Here is a 19,011-nt window from a genome sequence, read left to right on the forward strand (position 1 = left end):
TCCGGGATTGCCATGCGTCGCCGCCGCCTTGTCGCCTCTACCCTCTTGTGTGTCCTGCCGCTGGGGCTGAGTGCCTGCGGTGGCAAGGCGCAGACCGATCCACGGACCGCTGCACCGCTGGTGCGGGTTGCCACGGTTGGCGATGCCAATGCTGTGGTGCGCACCTTCTCCGGCACGGTGGCGGCGCGTGTGCAGAGCGACCTGGGGTTCCGGGTGGCCGGCAAGGTGTCCGAGCGGGTGGTCGACGCCGGCCAGCGCGTCAGGCGCGGCCAGCGGCTGCTGCGCATCGACCCGATCGACCTGCAACTGGCCGCGCGCGCGCAGCAGGATGCGGTGGCCGCCGCGCGTGCCCGCGCCCAGCAGACCGCCGACGATGAGGCCCGTTACCGCGACCTGCGCGGCACCGGCGCCATTTCGGCGTCTGCCTACGATCAGATCAAGGCCGCCGCCGACGCTGCCAAGGCGCAGCTGAGCGCCGCCCAGGCCCAGGCCGATGTCGCACGCAACGCCAATCGCTACACCGACCTGCTGGCCGATGCCGATGGCGTGGTGATGGAAACGTTGGTCGAGCCGGGCCAGGTGGTGGCGGCCGGGCAGCCGGTGGTGCGGCTGGCGCACGCCGGCCGCCGCGAGGCGATCATCCAGCTGCCGGAAACGCTGCGCCCGCGGGTCGGCTCGGTGGCGCAGGCCAGCTTGTTCGGCAATGCCGCGGTCAGCGTGTCGGCCACCTTGCGTCAGTTGTCCGAGAGTGCCGACCGGCTCACCCGCACCTTCGAGGCCCGCTACGTGCTTGATGGCGCGCTTGCGCAAGCACCGCTCGGCACCACAGTGAGCCTGCGCATTGCCGATGACACCGCCATCAACGCCCAGCCCGGCCTGCAGGTGCCGTTGGCTGCCTTGTTCGATGCGGGCAAGGGGCCGGGCGTGTGGGTGATTGCCGGCAACCCGGCCAAGGTGAGCTGGCGGCCGGTGGCGGTGCTGGGCCTGGACGATGACCACGCCAACGTGGCCGGCAAGCTGGCCCGCGGCGAGCGCATCGTGGCGTTGGGGGGCGCATCTGTTGCGCGAAGGCGAGCAGGTGCGCATTGCCGGCGAAAACGCGGCCGTTAGCAGCGCCGCCAGTGCTGGCGGCACCGCCAAGGCGGCAGGAGCGCAGCCGTGAGCGAGGGCCGCTTCAATCTCTCTGCGCTCGCCGTACGCGAGCGCGCCGTGACGCTGTTTCTGATCGTGCTGATCTCGCTGGCCGGCCTGGTTGCGTTTCTCAAACTTGGCCGCGCCGAAGACCCGGCCTTCACCGTCAAGGTGATGACGATCGTCACTGCCTGGCCGGGCGCCACGCCGCAGGAAATGCAGGACCAGGTCGCCGAGAAACTCGAAAAGCGCCTGCAGGAATTGCGCTGGTACGACCGCAGCGAAACCTACACGCGCCCCGGTCTTGCGTTCACCACCTTGACCTTGCTGGACAGCACGCCCCCCAGCCAGGTGCAGGAGCAGTTCTATCAGGCGCGCAAGAAGGTGGGCGATGAAGTGGCCAACCTGCCGGCAGGCGTGATCGGGCCGATGGTCAACGACGAATATGCCGACGTGACCTTTGCGTTGTTCGCACTGAAAGCCAAGGGCGAGCCGCAACGCTTGCTTGCGCGCGATGCAGAAATGCTGCGGCAGCGCATGTTGCATGTGCCAGGCGTCAAGAAGGTCAACATCATCGGCGAACAGCCCGAGCGCATCTTCGTGGAGTTTTCACATGCGCGTCTGGCCACGTTGGGCGTCAGTGCGCAGGACGTGTTCGCCGCGCTCAACGCGCAAAATGCGGTGAATGCGGCCGGCTCGGTGGAAACGCGCGGCCCGCAGATCTTCATACGCCTGGATGGCGCGCTCGACAGCCTGCAGAAGATCCGCGACACCCCGCTGGTGGTACAGGGCCGCACGCTGAAATTGTCCGATACCGCCACGGTCAAACGCGGCTACGAAGATCCGTCCACCTTCCTGATCCGCAGCGGCGGCGAACCGGCGTTGTTGCTGGGCATCATCATGCGCGATGGCTGGAATGGCCTGGACCTGGGCAAATCGCTCGACGCCGAAGTGGGGGCGATCAATGCCGAACTGCCGCTGGGCATGCGTCTGAGCAAGGTCACCGACCAGGCGGTCAACATCGATGCGTCGGTCGGCGAGTTCATGACCAAGTTCTTCGTCGCATTGCTGGTGGTGATGCTGGTGTGCTTCGTCAGCATGGGCTGGCGCGTGGGCATCGTGGTGGCGGCCGCGGTGCCGCTGACGCTGGCCGCGGTGTTCGTGGTGATGCTGGCGACGGGAAAGAATTTCGACCGCATCACGCTGGGCTCGCTGATCCTGGCGCTGGGCCTGTTGGTGGACGACGCCATCATCGCCATCGAGATGATGGTGGTGAAGATGGAAGAAGGCTATAGCCGCGTTGCCGCCTCGGCGTATGCGTGGAGCCACACCGCCGCACCGATGTTGTCCGGCACCCTGGTCACTGCGGTGGGCTTCATGCCGAACGGGTTCGCCGCTTCCACTGCCGGCGAATACACCAGCAACATGTTCTGGATCGTGGGCATTGCGTTGATCATGTCCTGGGTGGTGGCGGTCGTGTTCACGCCGTACTTGGGCGTGAAGATGCTGCCGGAGATGAAGAAGATCGCAGGCGGCCACGCCGCGATGTACGACACCCCGCACTACAACCGCTTCCGCAACGTGCTGGGGCACGTCATCGCACGCAAGTGGCTGGTGGCAGGCGCGGTCGTCGGCTTGTTCACGCTCGCAATGGGTGGCATGGGCATCGTCAAGAAGCAGTTCTTCCCGATCTCCGACCGCCCCGAAGTGCTGGTCGAAGTGCAACTGCCGTACGGCACCTCGATCAACCAGACCAGCGCGGCCACGGCCAAGGTGGAAGCGTGGCTGGCCAAGCGGGACGAAGCCAGGATCGTCACCGCCTACATCGGGCAGGGTGCGCCGCGCTTCTTCCTGGCGATGGGGCCGGAATTGCCGGACCCGTCGTTCGCCAAGATCGTGGTGCGTACCGACGACCAGCACCAACGCGACATCTTGAAGTTGCGGCTGCGTCAGGCCGTCGCCGAAGGCCTGGCTTCCGAAGCGCGTGTACGCGTGACCCAACTCACCTTCGGTCCGTACTCGCGCTTTCCGGTGGCCTACCGCGTCAGCGGCCCCGATCCGCAGGTCGTGCGTGGCATCGCCGGCAAGGTGGAACAGGTCATGCGCGGCAGTCCGATGCTGCGCACCGTCGACACCGATTGGGGCGTGCGCACGCCAACGCTGTATTTCAGCCTGGACCAGGACCGCCTGCAGGCGGTGGGGCTGAGTTCCACCGCGGTCGCCCAGCAGCTGCAATTCCTGCTAAGTGGCGTGCCGATCACGCAGGTGCGCGAGGACATCCGCAGCGTGCAGGTGGTGGCGCGATCGGCCGGCACTACCCGGCTGGATCCGGCACGCATCGCCGATTTCACGCTGGCTGGCGGTAATGGCCAACGCGTGCCATTGGCGCAGGTGGGCAAGGTGGATATCCGCATGGAAGAGCCGATCATGCGGCGCCGCGACCGCGTGCCGACCATCACGGTGGGCGGCGATGTCGACGACCAACTGCAGCCGCCGGACGTATCGGCTGCGATCAGCAAACAGCTGCAGCCGCTTATCGCCACACTGCCCAGCGGTTATCAAATTACGCAAGCAGGTGCCATCGAGGAATCCGGCAAGGCCACCACTGCGATGCTGCCGCTGTTCCCGATCATGCTGGCGGCCACGTTGCTCATCATCATCCTGCAGCTGCGTTCGATCTCGGCGATGGTGATGGTGTTTCTCACCAGCCCGCTCGGCCTGATCGGCGTGGTGCCGACCTTGCTCCTGTTCCAGCAGCCGTTCGGCATCAACGCGCTGGTGGGCTTGATTGCGCTGTCGGGCATCCTGATGCGCAACACGCTGATCCTGATCGGGCAGATCCATCACAACCAAGCCGAGGGGCTGGATCCGTTCCATGCGTTGGTGGAAGCCACCGTGCAGCGTGCGCGTCCGGTGATCTTGACGGCACTGGCGGCGATCCTGGCATTCATTCCACTCACCCATTCGGTGTTCTGGGGCACCTTGGCCTACACGCTGATCGGCGGCACGTTGGCCGGCACTGTGTTGACCCTGGTGTTCCTGCCGGCGATGTATTCGATCTGGTTCAAGATCCGGCCCGATCCCGACAAGGGCCGCAGCGCGCCGGCAGTTGCACAGCACGCCTAAGGCAACTCGGCGACGGCGGCCAGGCTGTCGTCGCCGGGGACTGTGACTTGTTCCGTCTTTACCGCTTTCGGTACGCGCGTGTCACCGACATCTCTCTCTTCGATTGAAGGAATCGCAATGCAACAGCAGACCGTTGTGCTGATCACTGGCGTGTCGTCCGGCATTGGCCGTGCCGCCGCAGAACATTTCGCCCGAACCGGCTGCATCGTTTACGGCAGCGTGCGTCACCTGGCCGGTGCGACACCGTTGACGGCTGTGGAGCTGGTGGAAATGGATATCCGCGATGCCGCATCGGTGCAGCGTGCGGTCGATGGCATCATCGCCCGCGCCGGCCGCATCGATGTGCTGGTCAACAACGCAGGCGCCAATCTTGTCGGTGCCATCGAAGAAACCAGCGTCGACGAAGCGGCCGCATTATTCGACATCAACGTACTTGGCATCCTGCGCACCGTGCAGGCCGTGCTGCCGCACATGCGTGCACGCGGCCAGGGCCGCATCGTCAATGTCAGCTCGGTGCTGGGGTTCCTGCCGGCGCCGTACATGGGCGTGTATGCGGCCTCCAAACATGCGGTGGAAGGGTTGTCGGAAACGCTGGATCATGAGCTGCGTCAATTCGGCATTCGCGTGACGCTGGTGGAGCCTGCGTATACGAAAACCAGCCTGGGCAGCAATTCGCCGGCGGCGCAGGCCACCATTGCCGATTACGACCGCGAGCGCGGCGTGGTGGCGCGGACAGTCACCCACAGCATCGACACCGCGCCGGAACCGCATGGCGTGGCTGCCACGGTGGTGGAGGCAGCGCTGGGCAGGTGGCGCATGCGCCGCACACCCGCCGGGCAGGCATCGCTGCTGAGCAAGCTGCGCCGGTTCCTGCCCGCCAGCGCGGTGGACGGCAGCCTGCGCAAGCAGCTCGGGCTGCGGTGAGATGCGGCGGGATGGGGCAGGGCACCGATGTGGCCGGGATCGCAGGGATTGGGCTGTACAGCGTGATTGCGTCAGTGCAGGCGCGCATGCCGCCATTTGGCTGTTCTGCAGCGCCACGTGATGCTGGATTCACCGAGGATGCCGCCTTGGCCTCACAATAGGCGGCCAGTCCCCATCACCGATGTCGCCATGCGCAAGACCTACCAGCTCAACCTCGAAGGCAAGAACCGCGATCGTCTGCTGGAATCCAGCACAAGCACGATATCCGCAAGTACATCCGCCGCGAGCGCCGCAAGGAGCTGCCGGAAGGCGCGGATTACTGGGACTTCGACATGCGCTTCGGTGTGGATGAGGCCAGTGCGGTGGCGCTGCCGCCGGCCGAGCTGATCCGCTCGATCAATGCGCTCACCAGCGAAGGTGGCGACCAGTTCTTCGTCGAAATCCTGCGCAAGCCGGGCAAGCGCGTGCCGCGCGCAGAGAGCGATCACGTCTACGGTGATGGCGAACTGGATTTCGAGCAGGACTGAGGCTCTCGCCGTCGTCCCGTTGGCGGCGCACCGCTGCGGGACGAGAAGTGCCTGGCGCAGTGTTGACCGCATCGCATTGGACGAGCGAGGCGTCGTGCCTTGCCGATGGCAACTGGCACGGGTCGCACGAGGGCTGCGGTGCCTTGACGATGGCGAGCGTCGCTGAGCGGTGGACGGACGATGACTCTGCCGCCGGCCAAACCCGCTGGTGTTTGATAGCGGGCACTTACCGCTCGGACGCAGCGGTTCGGGCGGGCCGTGGTGAACCGACTACTGTTGCGCCAGAGCGTTTGCTGCGGGGTTGCGGCTTGCGCATGCTGTGCGCGTTCGGCTGCCAAGGCCTGCCGTTGTTGGTCAAGCTCGCGCTGCAGCCGCGGTGCGTGCACAGTCATCACGCGCCGGTGCTACGACTGCTCGCTACGGTGCGTTCGCCACTCTCAGCCCGGCTTGCCAGTCTGCGCCTGCGCCGCGGCGCGCAGTTTGTCTTTCTTGCTCGGCCGCTTGCCCTTGATGCCGCCGTTGTCATTCGGTGCACGCATCGCTGTGCCGGGCGCATTATCGGAGGCGGGCGCCTCGACCGGGGTCGGCTCGAAGCCTTCGATCACGCTGGTCGGCACGCGCAGACCCTGGCGTTTTTCGATCAGCCGCCACTGCTGGGCGCTGTCTGCCGTGACGAAGCTGATCGCCACGCCGCTGGCACCGGCGCGTGCGGTGCGGCCGATACGATGGGTGTAGTCGACAGTGGAGCGGGGCAGATCGTAGTTGAGCACCGCCGGCAAGGCGTCGATATCGATGCCGCGCCCGGCCAGGTCGGTGGCGACCAGCACCTGCACGTCCGCTTGTTTGAAGGCGCGCAGCGTGCGTTCGCGGCGGCCCTGGCTCAATTCGCCGTGCAGCGGCAAGGCGGCGATGCCGGTCTTGCTCAGTTTTTCGGCCACCTTGTCTGCGCTGTGGCGGCTGGCGACGAACACCAGCAGCTGCGGCCAGGCGTGTTCCTGCAGCAGATGACGCAGCAGCTGCGTGCGCTGGCCGGCATCTACCGCAATCGCGCATTGCGCGATCGCCGGTGCCTGTTCGGGCGTGGCGTCGATGGTGACGCGCAACGGGTCGCGCAGGCGACGCTTGGCCAGCGACGCGATGGCGGGCGGAAAGGTGGCTGAAAACAGCACGGTCTGCCGCTGCGCTGGCAGCAAGGCCAGGATGCGATCGAGTTCGGCACCGAAGCCCAGCTCGAGCAGGCGGTCGGCTTCGTCCAGCACCAGCGTGGTCACCCCGTTCAGGCGCAGCGCGTTGTGCTCGACTAGATCCAGCAACCGGCCGGGCGTGGCCACCACGAGGTCGGCGCCACCGCGTAGCGCCAATAGCTGCGGATTGATCGAACTACCGCCGGTGGCGACCACGCTCTTCAGGCGACGCGGCAGATGCGCGGCCAGCTGGCGCAGCGCGTCCTCCACCTGCGCGGCGAGTTCGCGCGTGGGCACCAGCACCAGCGCGCCGAGCACGCGCGGGGCGGTGTCGGGCGCCAGGCAGCGCTGCTGCAGCAGCGGCAGGGCATAGGCCAGGGTCTTGCCCGAGCCGGTTTGCGCCATCGCAATCAGATCGCGCCCATCCAGCATCGGCGGGATCGCCTGCTGCTGGATGGGCGTGGGTGTGCGCAGACCGGCCTTGGCCAGCGCGGTATCGAAGAACGGCTGCAGCTGCGGCGACAGCGAGAGATCGGAAAATGACATGCACCGATTATCCAGGCATTCGTGCTGCAATGGTCTGTGGTACGTCACGCGAGCTTGCTGCCCAGCATTGCGTTGATCATCCGCGGCGGCACGGTGGCACCCGCCGCCATGTCGGGAAGCGCGGCGACAATGATCGATGGGCCGGTAAATCGAAAAGAGCGAATCAGTGCGTCATTGGACGCCAGGGCGTCGTGTACTGCCCGTAACCAAGTACCGACCATCTCGACAGGCCCTTGCGCACCTACGCTGGGCTGGTCGAAGGGGCGCTGCGCTCACCGCTCGCGGGACATGCCGTGAATCCGTCCATCGGGGCTCGTTGACGGCATCCATGCCGCCCCACGGCCATATCATCGGCGAGGGCACCGCACCCGCCAACGTGTTCGTGTGGCGATGGAAATACAAGGCCGGCTGCGCCCACCTGGCGGTGAGCGCAGTCGTTCGTGAGGCGCGCCTAGTTGGCCAACGCCAGATCGTCCAGCAAGGCGCGCAGGAAGCGCGCTGCTTCACCGCCGGTGGCGGCGCGGTGATCGAAGGTCAGCGACAGCGGCATCACCTTGTGGGTTTCCACCCCGCCCATCACCGGGGTGAGCTGGTAGCGCGCGCGGCCGGCGGCCACGATCGCCACGCAGGGCGGCACCACCACCGGGGTGGCGTAGCGGCCGGCGAACATGCCGAAGTTGGACAATGAGATGGTGTAGCCGCTCAGTTCGGAGGCGGCGATGCTGCGGCTTTCCACCTGCTGGCGCAGCCGGTTGACGCCTTCGCGGATGCCATGCGCGTCCAGCATGTCGGCATTGCGCAAGGCCGGCACGAACAAGCCTTCCTCGGTATCCACGGCAATGCCGATGTCGACCTGGTGGTGCAGGGTGCGGCTGAGGGCGTCGCCGTCGAACCAGGCATTGAGTGCGGGCACCGCCTGGCAGGCGCGCACGATGCCACGCACCAGACGCACGGTGACATCGTTGCCGGGCTGCCAGGCGTGCAGATCGGCATCGTCGTTGAGCGTGGTCGGCACCACCTTGGTGTGTGCATCGGCCATCACGCGTGCCATGTTGCGACGCACGCCCTTGAGCTGTTCGGGTTGGCCTTTGGCGCTGATGCCGGGCGACTGGGTGCGCATCGGCTTGCCGCTGGCCGAGAGCGGCGAGCGGGCAGCGGCGCCGCCCACATCCGCCCTGCGGGCACCTTCTCCCGCAGACGGAAGAAGGGCCGCTGTTGCGGGTCGATCCCTGCCGTCGGCAGCGATCCCTGCGGCTCTCCCACCGTCACCGATCAGACCGCGTTTCCCGTTGGCGGGAGAGCTCGGCGCGCCCTGCACGCCGGGTGAGGGCTGCGCGGTGCCGGCGGCCGCTGCCTGCTTTACGTCTGCCAGCGTGACCGTGCCGTCCGGCCCGGTGGCGCGCACCTGTGCCAGCTCCACGCGCAACTTGCGCGCCAGCGCGCGCACCACCGGCATGGCGCGCACGCCGCCGACGGCGATGGCCTGCTCGCTCTGCACTGCGTTGGAGCTCTGCATCGCACCGACCACGGTGCCGGCATCGTCGCGATCGCCGCTGCCCTCATCACCAGCATCGGCATCGGCAATCTCGCCGCCGTTGTCGGAGGCGACCACGCGCGCAGTGGGGCCGGCCGCACTGTCGCCGGTGCTGGGCGTGGGGGAGTGGGTCGGCGCCGGGCCATGCGAATGACCGGTGTCCTGCCCGTCGGCACGCTGCGGCTGCGAGGCATCCAGCGCGAACTGCGCCAGCACCGAGCCGGTCACGATCACATCCCCGGCAGCGCCGGCGAGCTTGACCACGGTGCCGGAAAACGGCGAGGGCACTTCGACCACCGCCTTGGCGGTTTCCATCGACACCAGCGGGTCGTCCAGGCGCACGGTGTCGCCCTCCTTGACGAACCATTCGACGATGGTGGCGTCGGGCAGGCCTTCGCCCAGGTCGGGCAGGTGGAAATTCTTGTTGTCGCTCATGGCAGATTCTCTTGCGCGGCAGGCAGCTGCGGCGTGGTGTCGTCGAGGAGTTCAAGGTCGGCGGCCGGCAGCCAGCCCTGCGTGCCGTCGGCACGCTCGGACCACCACCAGCCACCGTGTTCGTGATGCAGCAACACGTCCTCGCCTGTCTGGGCATCGAGTTCGCGTGCGTCGTAGTCGCGCAGGGCTTCGGCGCGGCCGTCCCCCAACGGGCGCAACCACGCCAGCGGTGCCCAACCGGCGCGGCCGCTATCGGTCGTGACCCAGGCGAACGCCGGCCATTCTTCGTCGCGCACCCCTAAGCCGACCTGCTGGCCTGCCTGGAAGCGGACCGGGTTGGCGTAGGCGGCGCGATGGTCGCAAAGCAGACGGGCGCGCATATCAGCCGGCAGCCACCGCGCGACGTGCCGCGCTGACGATGCGCTCCACGCTCGGCAGGAACTTCATTTCCAGCCGGAACAGCGGGATATGCGTGTCGTAACCGGTGACGCGTTCGACCGGCGCCACCAGGTCGTACATCGACTGCTCGGCCAGGCGCGCGGCGATTTCCGCGCCGAAACCGGCGGTGCGCGGAGCTTCCTGCACGATCACGCAGCGGCCGGTCTTTGCGACCGATTCGGCGATGGTGTCGAAGTCCAGCGGGCGCAACGTGGCCACGTCGATGACTTCGGCGCTGATGCCTTCGCCAGCGAGTTTGTCGGCCGCTTCCAGCGCTTCTTTCACCTGCGCGCCCCAGGTCACCAGGGTGACATCGGTGCCGTCGCGCAGTACGAAGCACACATCCAGCGGCAGCGCTTCGCCATCGTTGGCCACCACTTCCTTGTACTGGCGATAGATGCGCTTGGGCTCCATGTAGATGACCGGATCCGGGTCGCGGATCGCCGCCAGCAACAGGCCGTAGGCGCGTTGCGGCGAGGACGGCAGCACCACGCGCAGGCCCGGCACGTTGGTGAAGATGGCTTCGTTGGCTTCGCTGTGATGTTCCGGCGCACGGATGCCGCCACCCCACGGCACGCGCAGCACCATCGGGCAATGCAGGCGGCCGCGGGTGCGGTTGCGCAGGCGGGCGGCGTGGCAGATCAGATGGTCGACCATCGGATACACGAAGCCGTCGAACTGCGCTTCGGCGACCGGCTTCATGCCTTGCGCGGCCAGCCCGACGCTCAGCCCGGCGATGGTGGTCTCGTCCAGTGGCGTATCCAGCACGCGGTCGCTGCCGAAGCGTTGCTGCAGGCCGGCGGTGGCACGAAACACCCCGCCGTTGACGCCGACATCTTCGCCCAGCACCAGTACCGCAGGGTCGTGTTCCAGTTCCCAGGCCAAGGCCTGGGTGATGGCTTCGATCAGGGTGATGGGCGAACTCATGGCGATCTCTCCGCGCGTTGCCGCAGCGTTGTAAGGGGCACTGGCGTGCTGCGAGGCGTCCGCGGGCACATGCTTGAGCTCATCCATGGCGCGACTCCAGCGCCATCACTTCGGCGCGCTGTGCCAGCAACTCGGCCGGCGGGTCGCCGTAGAGATAATCGAACATCGCTTCGACCGGCTGCACCGGCGTGTTGAGATAGGCGTTGACCTCTTCGTCCACGCGTGCGCTGCAGTCGGCCTTCCAGGCGTCTTCCTGCGCTTCGTCCCACAGGCCTTGCGCAGTGAGATAGCGGCGCAGGCGCAGCAGCGGTTCGCGCGCCCAGCCCTGCTTGACCTCTTCTTCGCCGCGGTAGCGCCGCGCATCGTCGGCGGTGGTGTGGTCGGACAGGCGATAGGTCAAAAACTCGATCACCGTGCCGCCCTCGCCGGCCAGTGCGCGCACGCGTGCCTGACGCATCGCTTCGAGCACGGCAACCAGGTCGTTGCCGTCCACCTGCAGGCAATGCAGGCCGCCAGCCAGGCCCTTCTGCGCAAGCGTCTGCGCGCCGGTCTGCGCCGAGCGCGGCACCGAGATCGCCCAGCCGTTGTTGATCACGCACAGGATCAGCGGCAGCTTGTAGGCGCCGGCCGAATTGAGCGCGGCATAGAAGTCGGTCTTGGAGCTGCCACCGTCGCCGCAGCAGGCCACCGCAACGTGCTGCTTGCCCTGCAGCTTGAACGACAGCGCCGAGCCGGCGGCGTGCAGGCACTGGGTGGAAATCGGTACGCAGATCGGGAAGTCGATCGCCGCATCGGCATCGCGCGGATAGTCGCTGCCGCGCTCGTCGCCGCCCCAGTACAGCAGCACATCGCGCGGGCGCACGCCGCGTTCGAACATGGTGCCGTATTCGCGATAGCTGGGCGCGAACACATCGCCGCTGCGCATCGAAGCGCCGATCCCCACATGCGTGGCCTCGTGGCCGATGCAGGCCGCGTAGGTGCCCAGCTTGCCGGTGCGCTGCAAGGCCACCGATTTGGTGTCGAAGGTGCGCACGAACAACATGCGCTTGAACAGGGCGAGCAGGTGTTGCGGGTTGGCGGCGTCGGCCGGAAGGTCGTCGCGGACCCATTGGCCGTCCGCGTCCATGTATTGCAGATAGTCGATCTGGAACTGCGCGGCTACGCTCATTGCGACGACACCTTCATCAAGAAGTTTCAAATGATATGAGTTGCCATGTTAAGGACGGCGAAGCAAAACGCTGTCCTGCACCGCAGCAGACGATCATGCTGGCTTGCACAAAAAAAAGGGCGCGGACCGAGCCGCGCCCTTTGTCGCAGTAGAGAATTGCGACGTGTTGCACTGCGATTAGCGGCGCCCGTCACCTCCGCCGATCGGCGTCACGATCAGCGCAGTGTTGTCGGCCGGATTGGCATCGGGCGAACTGGAGGTCGCCGTGGCCTGTACCCGCACCGCGCCTTCGGCCGGGATGGGCCTGGCCGCCACGGTCAGCTGGAACGTTGCCTGCGCACCGGGCAGTACCACTGCGGCGGTGCTGCAGACAAAGCGGGCACGACGCAGCGACTGCGTCTGCTTGTCGCAACGCCATCCCTGCGGCGGTACCAACTGCGACAACGCCGACACCGTGTTGCCTTCGATTACCAGGCTGGGGCCTTGCGCCGGTGCGGCGCCGACATTGCCCAACAGCACGCGGTAGGTGGCATTGAAGGCGGTGCTCGGCAGGGCGCTCGGGCCGTCGAAACGTACCGCCAGGTCGCTGCGGGGTTGCGCCTGTACGGTCACGCTGGCCGCATCGGTGTCGTTGCCCGACTGCGGATCGGGAGTCTGCGAAGCCACCGATGCAGCCAGGGTCAACGTCCGTCCGGCCAACGCCGCACCAGCCTCCACCTGCGCTGAGAAGTTCTGCGCGTTACCGGCTGCCAGCGATGCAATGGTGCAGGTGACCACCGTCTGGGTGCCGGTCTGCGGCGGTTGGCAGACCCAGCCAGGTGCTGCGGTGACGCGTGGGCTCACGGCGGCATCGAACGCCAAGGCAACCGCAGCGAACGCCGCACTGTCGGGGCCACGGTTTTCGACATCCACACTGAAGTCGATGCGCTCGCCTTCGACGACCTGATCACGCGCAGCAGTCACTGCCACGCCCAGGTCCGCATTGACTTGCTCGCGCATGCGCAACAGCACCACGGTGGGATCGTGGTCGGACAACCGCGTCGGTGTATTGGCATCGTTGCGCGCGGTGCCGGGGAAGTCGGCATTGATGCGTGCATGGCCCACCGACAACGACGCGATCTGCGGCGCGCGCATCAGCGCCTCGTTGGCCAGGATGTGATCCAGCGACTGCACGTTGCCGTCGAAGGCGTACGAGTAGCTCTGGTCGGGCGTGTTGAACCAGGTCAGGTCGGTGTAATCCGGGTTGACCAGATCGGCGCCATCGCCGCCCACCACGGTCTGCGCATCCGGCGCCGGTTTGCCGGTGACCGTGCCCATCGCGTCCACGTAGCCGTCGTTGAATTCGAACGCGTTGAAGTCGCCCATGACCAGCACTTTTTCGTCGGGATTCAGTTGCTGACGGGTTTGCAGCAGGCGCGCCAGATACTCGGCCTGCGCCTGACGCTTGGCGCGGATGCGGGTGCCGGCGGCATCGTCGGTTTCGGCGCCGTTGAGCGAACGCTGGTGCACCACGATGGCGGTCAGCGGCAGCGTGCGGCCTTCGGCCTGATGCACGTTGGCGGTGAGCACCAGCGGCGGGCGGTCGTTGAGCAGGCTCACGCCGCCGCCCGGCTCGGTCCAGGTGGTGGTCTTGCCTTCCTGGGCGATCGAGAGCACTTCCACCCGCGGCACGCCGCCAGCGATGTCTGCGGTCTTGACCAGGAAGCCGACGTCGATGCCGCCGACGTCATTGCCTTCCTGCAGGTACGCCACGTACTTGGGATCCTGCTGGCCGGCGGCCACCGCATCGGCGTTGACGCGTGCGGCCAGGGTCTGCAGCACCCCGAGGTTTTCCACCTCCACCGTGCCCAAAATATCGGGTGTGTGCAGGTAGTTGCGGATCGCCAGCGAGGCCTTGTTGAGGCGGGCCTGGAAGGCGGCCGGCGTGAGCACCGGTTCGCCGATGGCCGGGTCGTTCTGGTCGTCGAAGAAGCGCTCCATGTTGTAGGTCGCCACGGCCACATCGTCGGCCTGCGGCATCGGTGCGGGGCGTGGTTGGTCGGCACCGTTGCAGCTCACCTGCGGGGTGCGTTCCGCGTACAGCGTGTAGCGGCGGAAGCTGTAATCCAGCGGGCCGACCACATCGAGCACCTGGCAGCCGGAGGCCAGGTCCAGCCGCTCGGCGCCGACGCCGGCGCTGCCCACCGCGATCACTTCCGGATTGGTATTCCAGCGCGGCACGCCGGCAGGCGAGCCGGCCGGCAGCGGGTCGGGCAACTGCACGCCCGGCTCGCGGTAGGCGCGCGGCACGCCGGTGACCACGGCATGGAACACGCCATTGCTGGTCGCCGTGGCGTTGGTTTCGTTGACGCTGCCGCCGGTGGGGGTATTGACGGTGAGGCTGGCGGCGGCCACGCGCATGCCTTCCAGCGCTTCGAGTTGGTCGTAGGCACCATTGGGGTTGGGGAAGTTCGCGCTCAACGCCACCGGCATCGGCAACGGGTTGCCGGTGGAATCGGCCAGCACGGTGACGCTGCCGCCGATCTCGGTCAGCGGTGGCTGGGTCGGGTCGGCGGTGGGCACGTATTCGATGACCGTGCCCTGCACGCGCACCCGGTTGCCGATGGCGGCCGCTTCCGGCGGTGCGCTGCCGGTGTAGACGTACACGCCTTCGGAGGTGGACGGGTCGGCGTCGGCTTCGCCATCGGGCGCCTGCAGGAAGAACCCGGCGCTGCGGCGTGCCGTCACGATGCCCGAGGTGGCCACTACCTGGCCCTCCAGCGGCGAACGTGCGCCCTTGCCCTGGATGGCGTGGATCGGCAGCAGACTGAAGTCGTCGTTGAGGATGGTGCCGGTAGCGCTCAGCGTGGCCGGCAGCGCGCCGGTGACCCCGCTGATCTGCACGCGGAAGCTTTCATCCGGCTCGGGCGTGGTGTCGCCCAGGACATCGACGGAGATGGTGGCGCTGCGTTCGCCAGCGGCGATGCGCAGGGTGGTGGCGGGCAGGGCGATGTAGTCGCTGCCGGCGGTGGCGGTGCCATCGACAGTGGCGGCGGTGAAGCTCACCCCGCCCGCACCGGCCGGCTGGCTCAGGCTCAGCGTGAACACGAAGCTGCGGGTGCCGCTGTTGCCTTCGGCCTGGCCGACATCGGCCAGCGTGGCGACCGGCTGGCCGCCGCCACTGCACAGGCGCGCGGGGCTGGCGGCATTGCGTGGGGCCGGCGCGCCGGTGGCGAAATCGGCCGCGTTGTTGTCGGTATCGGTGCAACCGTCGTTGCCGCGTAGCACGGCCAGGGTATTGCTGGGGGCCGGCGTGGGCGCATTGCCTTCGGCGCAGCTGGCCGTGCTGCCGTAGCCGACCAGGTCGGCATTGCCGGGGGGGCAGGTGCCGCTCAGCGCGGAGGCGCGATTGCTCAGCGCCACCTTGCCGGCGGTGCCGCTCATGGCCAGCGTGCCGGTGGCATCGGGTGTGGGCAGCGCCACGCTGCCGCCGCTGCCATCGGCCTGCTTGATCAGGTAATAGCCGCCTGCCGGGACAGTGCCCGCCAACGGGGTGACCTGCCAGCTGCTGCCGGCCGCGGAGGCGTACTGCACCGACCAGCCATCCAGGCTGACCGGGGTACTGCCGATGTTGTGCAGCTCGATGAAATCGCTGCGGAGGGTGGCGCCGCTATTGCCGCCACCGCCGTAGACCTGGCTGATGACGACCTGGGCATTGGCGTGGCCGGCCACGGCCAGCGCACACAAAAATACGGCTGCACGACGCTGCAACACATGCATGAGATGAGAGTCCCCTGATCCTTGAGACGTGAAACGCTCCCCTGGTCCGGCCACGTCCCTGGCCGGCAGCGCCGTTCGATTCTGCATGAATTTGCAGACCTAGGTTGACGATATGGTGACAGCGGCGCAGTGGCTGAGACCGCACCGCACGCCTGCTGAGTGGTTCAGAGGTGAAAGAAGCGGGCCCGACGCTGGGACCTGGGTGGGCCACTGGTGCATGCGGATTTTCTACGAGGCACCTGCGCAGGTATCTCGCTGGCCCCGATCCCCTCAGGCAATCCCGCCGGGGCTGCAAGCAGCCAGGCAGGGCCGGCGATGGCGTGGCCGAATACGCTTCGCCATCTGCCATCTGCCATCTGCCAATCCCGAATCCCGAATCCCGAATCCCCGCCGCTGCGCTACCCTGCGTGGCCCGATCTTCAGCGCGATGCCATGCCCGTCGACAAGAACCTGCGTGACCTGGAACCCGGCATCCACACCGACCTGGAGGGGCGGCTGACCTACGGTGGCTATCTGCGGCTGGACCAACTGCTGTCTGCGCAGCAGCCGCTGTCCGAGCCGGCGCATCACGATGAAATGCTGTTCATCATCCAGCACCAGACCTCCGAGTTGTGGCTGAAGCTGCTGGCGCACGAGTTGCGCGCGGCCATCGTGCATCTGCAGCGCGATGAGGTCTGGCAATGCCGCAAGGTACTGGCGCGCAGCAAGCAGGTACTGCGGCAACTGACCGAGCAGTGGTCGGTGCTGGAAACGCTCACCCCCAGCGAATACATGGGGTTTCGCGATGTGCTGGGGCCTTCGTCGGGCTTCCAGTCGCTGCAATACCGCTATATCGAGTTCCTGCTCGGCAACAAGAATCCGCAGATGCTGCAGGTGTTCGCGTACGACCCGCAGGGCCAGGCGCGGCTGCGCGAGGCGCTGGAAGCGCCCAGCCTGTACGAGGAGTTCCTGCGCTATCTGGCGCGCTTCGGGCACGCAATTCCGCAGCAGTACCAGGCCCGCGACTGGACCGCCGCACACGTGGCCGACGACAGCCTGCGGCCGGTCTTCGAGCGCATCTACGAAAACACCGACCGCTACTGGCGCGAGTACGCGCTGTGCGAGGACCTGGTGGATGTGGAAACCCAGTTCCAGCTGTGGCGCTTCCGCCACATGCGCACGGTGATGCGGGTGATCGGCTTCAAGCGCGGCACCGGCGGCTCCAGCGGCGTCGGCTTCCTGCAGCAGGCGCTGGCACTGACGTTTTTCCCGGAACTGTTCGACGTGCGCACCTCGGTGGGCGTGGAAACTCGTTCATCCCAGGGCAATGCTGGTACGGCGGGTAGCTGAGCAACGCAGCGAAGCTGGGCCGGACTGGCTGGGGCAGGTCGCTTGGTCAGGCGAAATCAGCAAAGACAAGAAATCCGAACGCCAGAAGCAGGCACTGCAAGGAGCGAATTCCGCAAGGAGCTGCAGCGCACCCGCGTAGCCGTGCGCTCAAGCCCCTCTCCCTGCGGGAGAGGGGTTGGGGTGAGGGTACGGGCGTTATTCCAGGGATCAGCTAGTTGCTAACGGGGACATCTCCGCAAACGGCACCAATCCGCGAAATCGCACCCTCATGCGCCCTTCGGGCACCTTCTCCCAACGGGAGAAGGGAGGCGGTGCAGAGGTTCTTCCCACCCACCGCCATCAGGTCGCCGACTCCGGCGAATTTGACGCGTACATGACGTCTAAGTGATCCTCGCGCGTCGCCCGGGCTCGCCTCGGTGCACCCAGCCATCACTGAATACGCAAGGGACCTCTATGAGCGTTGACGCGACCGCGCCGACATCCGCCTCCAAACCGCCGCAGCCGCCGGCGCCCCCCGAGTTCCCCACGTTGCTCGGCCACCCGCGGCCGTTGTGGTTGCTGTTCATGACCGAATTCTGGGAACGCTTCGCGTTCTACGGCATTCGCTGGGCGCTGGTGTTGTACATCGTGGCGCAGTTCTTCAATGGCGATGCCACCGGCCAGGCGCCGGCGGGGCGAACCTATGGCGCCTACCTGGCGCTGGTGTACGCGGCGGCGATCTTCGGCGGCTACGTGGCCGACCGCGTGCTCGGTTACCAGCGCTCGATCCTGGTCGGGGCCGCGGTCATGGCGACCGGCCTGTTCCTGATCGCCATTCCCGACCCCACCATGTTCGAGATCGGCCTGGCCACCGTGGTGGTCGGCAACGGCTTGTTCAAACCGAACATTTCCACCATGGTCGGCAAGCTGTATTCGGTGGCCGATCCGCGCCGCGACAGCGGCTTCACCATCTTCTACATGGGCATCAACCTGGGCGCGATGATCTCGCCGGTGTTGACCCAGTTGCTGGCCGAAAAGGTGTTCGGCACTGACGTCATGCCGTCCTACAAGATGGTGTTCATGGCTTCCGGCGTGGGCATGCTGATCAGCCTGGTGTGGTTCTGGTTCGGCCGCGTCCAGCTCAAGGGCATCGGCGCACCGGCGCCGAACGCGCAGGGCATGGGCCGTGTGCTGATGGTGCTGGTGGGCTGCCTGCTGGCGATTCCGGGCGTGTACTTCCTGCTCGCGGTCGGTGCGGATGTGTTGCAGATCCTGCTGACGGTGCTGTTCATCGGCCTGTCGGTGATGCTGCTGGTGGAAGGCATCCGCGAAGGCAAGGTGCAACGCGACAAGGTGATTGCGATGCTGATCATCTTCGCCTTCAACGTCTTGTTCTGGATGTTCTTCGAACAGGCCGGCAGCTCGTTCACCTTCCTGGCCGACAACATCGTCAACCGCAACTTCGGCAGCTGGACCTTCCCCACCGCGTGGTTCCAGTCGGTGAACTCCATCGCCATCATTGCGCTGGCACCGGTCATCGCCTGGATCTGGGTCAAGTCCGGCCGCTTCAATCCGTCGATCCCGCGCAAGTTCGGCCTGGGCCTGCTGTTCAACGGCCTGGCCTTCCTGCTGCTGATGTTTGCGCTGTCCAGCCTGGTCAACGACGCCGGCAAGATCCCGTTCTGGACCTTGTTCATGGTCTACGTCATCCAGTCGGTCGGCGAGCTGTGCCTGTCGCCGATCGGCCTGTCCATGGTGACCAAGCTGGCCCCGGTACGCCTGGTCGGTTTCGGCATGGGTGGCTGGTTTTTGTCCACCGGCATCGGCAATAACCTGTCGGGCATTTTCGCCGGCCATGTCAGCGGAAACGAAGGCATGAGCGTGTCCTCGGCGCTGGGTGGGTATACGTTCGGGTTCTGGGCGCTGGTGGGCGCCGGCGCGTTGCTGTTCCTGATCGCGCCGCTGATCAATAAATTGATGCATGGTGTGAAGTGAGGAGAACAG

General features: G+C 66.7%; 11 protein-coding genes and 2 pseudogenes. 6 read left to right on the forward strand and 7 right to left on the reverse strand.

The genetic code is table 11. The features are described from left to right. Nucleotides 1–12 precede the first annotated feature (12 nt). From AMD14_RS02765 to AMD14_RS25170, 4 genes and pseudogenes are all read left to right on the forward strand, one after another. A pseudogene (locus AMD14_RS02765) lies at nucleotides 13–1,162 on the forward strand (efflux RND transporter periplasmic adaptor subunit). After that, entirely contained in the window at nucleotides 1,159–4,257 is a 3,099-nt protein-coding gene (locus tag AMD14_RS02770) for an efflux RND transporter permease subunit (protein ID WP_011050319.1), read from the forward strand. Before AMD14_RS02765 ends, AMD14_RS02770 begins: the two are co-directional and overlap by 4 nt. A gap of 117 nt (nucleotides 4,258–4,374) precedes the next feature. Continuing rightward, entirely contained in the window at nucleotides 4,375–5,181 is an 807-nt protein-coding gene (locus AMD14_RS02775; protein ID WP_011050320.1) for an oxidoreductase, read from the forward strand. Nucleotides 5,182–5,370: 189 nt separating this feature from the next. Then, a pseudogene (locus tag AMD14_RS25170) lies at nucleotides 5,371–5,708 on the forward strand (DUF6172 family protein). 437 nt (nucleotides 5,709–6,145) lie between these two features. Here the strand turns inward: AMD14_RS25170 and AMD14_RS02785 are convergent. From AMD14_RS02785 to AMD14_RS02810, 7 genes are all read right to left on the reverse strand, one after another. Next, the gene (locus AMD14_RS02785; protein WP_011050322.1) at nucleotides 6,146–7,438 is read right to left on the reverse strand and encodes a DEAD/DEAH box helicase; all 1,293 of its coding nucleotides are present in this window, start codon (nucleotides 7,436–7,438) and stop codon (nucleotides 6,146–6,148) included. Nucleotides 7,439–7,482: 44 nt separating this feature from the next. Further along, nucleotides 7,483–7,659 carry a hypothetical protein gene (locus tag AMD14_RS24955; protein ID WP_162829059.1) on the reverse strand — a complete coding sequence of 59 codons (177 nt, stop codon included), beginning with the start codon at nucleotides 7,657–7,659 and terminating at the stop codon, nucleotides 7,483–7,485. A gap of 230 nt (nucleotides 7,660–7,889) precedes the next feature. Further along, entirely contained in the window at nucleotides 7,890–9,407 is a 1,518-nt protein-coding gene (locus AMD14_RS02790) for a dihydrolipoamide acetyltransferase family protein (protein ID WP_011050323.1), read from the reverse strand. Next, on the reverse strand, nucleotides 9,404–9,787 hold the full coding sequence (locus AMD14_RS02795; protein ID WP_003486396.1) for an SH3 domain-containing protein: 384 nt from the start codon (nucleotides 9,785–9,787) through the stop codon (nucleotides 9,404–9,406). Before AMD14_RS02795 ends, AMD14_RS02790 begins: the two co-directional genes overlap by 4 nt. Before the next feature lies 1 nt (nucleotide 9,788). Then, the gene (locus AMD14_RS02800; RefSeq protein WP_003486394.1) at nucleotides 9,789–10,859 is read right to left on the reverse strand and encodes an alpha-ketoacid dehydrogenase subunit beta; all 1,071 of its coding nucleotides are present in this window, start codon (nucleotides 10,857–10,859) and stop codon (nucleotides 9,789–9,791) included. Next, on the reverse strand, nucleotides 10,852–11,940 hold the full coding sequence (pdhA, locus tag AMD14_RS02805; RefSeq protein WP_003486391.1) for a pyruvate dehydrogenase (acetyl-transferring) E1 component subunit alpha: 1,089 nt from the start codon (nucleotides 11,938–11,940) through the stop codon (nucleotides 10,852–10,854). The genes AMD14_RS02800 and pdhA overlap by 8 nt, the downstream gene beginning before the upstream one ends. Nucleotides 11,941–12,117: 177 nt before the next feature. After that, complete coding sequence (locus AMD14_RS02810) at nucleotides 12,118–15,699, reverse strand: lamin tail domain-containing protein (protein ID WP_011050324.1); 3,582 nt, start codon at nucleotides 15,697–15,699, stop codon at nucleotides 12,118–12,120. Nucleotides 15,700–16,131: 432 nt separating this feature from the next. Here AMD14_RS02810 and AMD14_RS02815 point away from each other — a divergent pair, with 432 nt between their 5' ends. Further along, complete coding sequence (locus AMD14_RS02815; protein WP_003486387.1) at nucleotides 16,132–17,028, forward strand: tryptophan 2,3-dioxygenase; 897 nt, start codon at nucleotides 16,132–16,134, stop codon at nucleotides 17,026–17,028. Nucleotides 17,029–17,481: 453 nt separating this feature from the next. Then, nucleotides 17,482–19,002 carry a peptide MFS transporter gene (locus tag AMD14_RS02820; RefSeq protein ID WP_015462800.1) on the forward strand — a complete coding sequence of 507 codons (1,521 nt, stop codon included), beginning with the start codon at nucleotides 17,482–17,484 and terminating at the stop codon, nucleotides 19,000–19,002. Nucleotides 19,003–19,011: the final 9 nt, after the last annotated feature.

Origin of the sequence: Xanthomonas citri pv. citri (assembly GCF_000961215.1) — a bacterium.
GTDB classification, from domain to species: domain Bacteria; phylum Pseudomonadota; class Gammaproteobacteria; order Xanthomonadales; family Xanthomonadaceae; genus Xanthomonas; species Xanthomonas cissicola.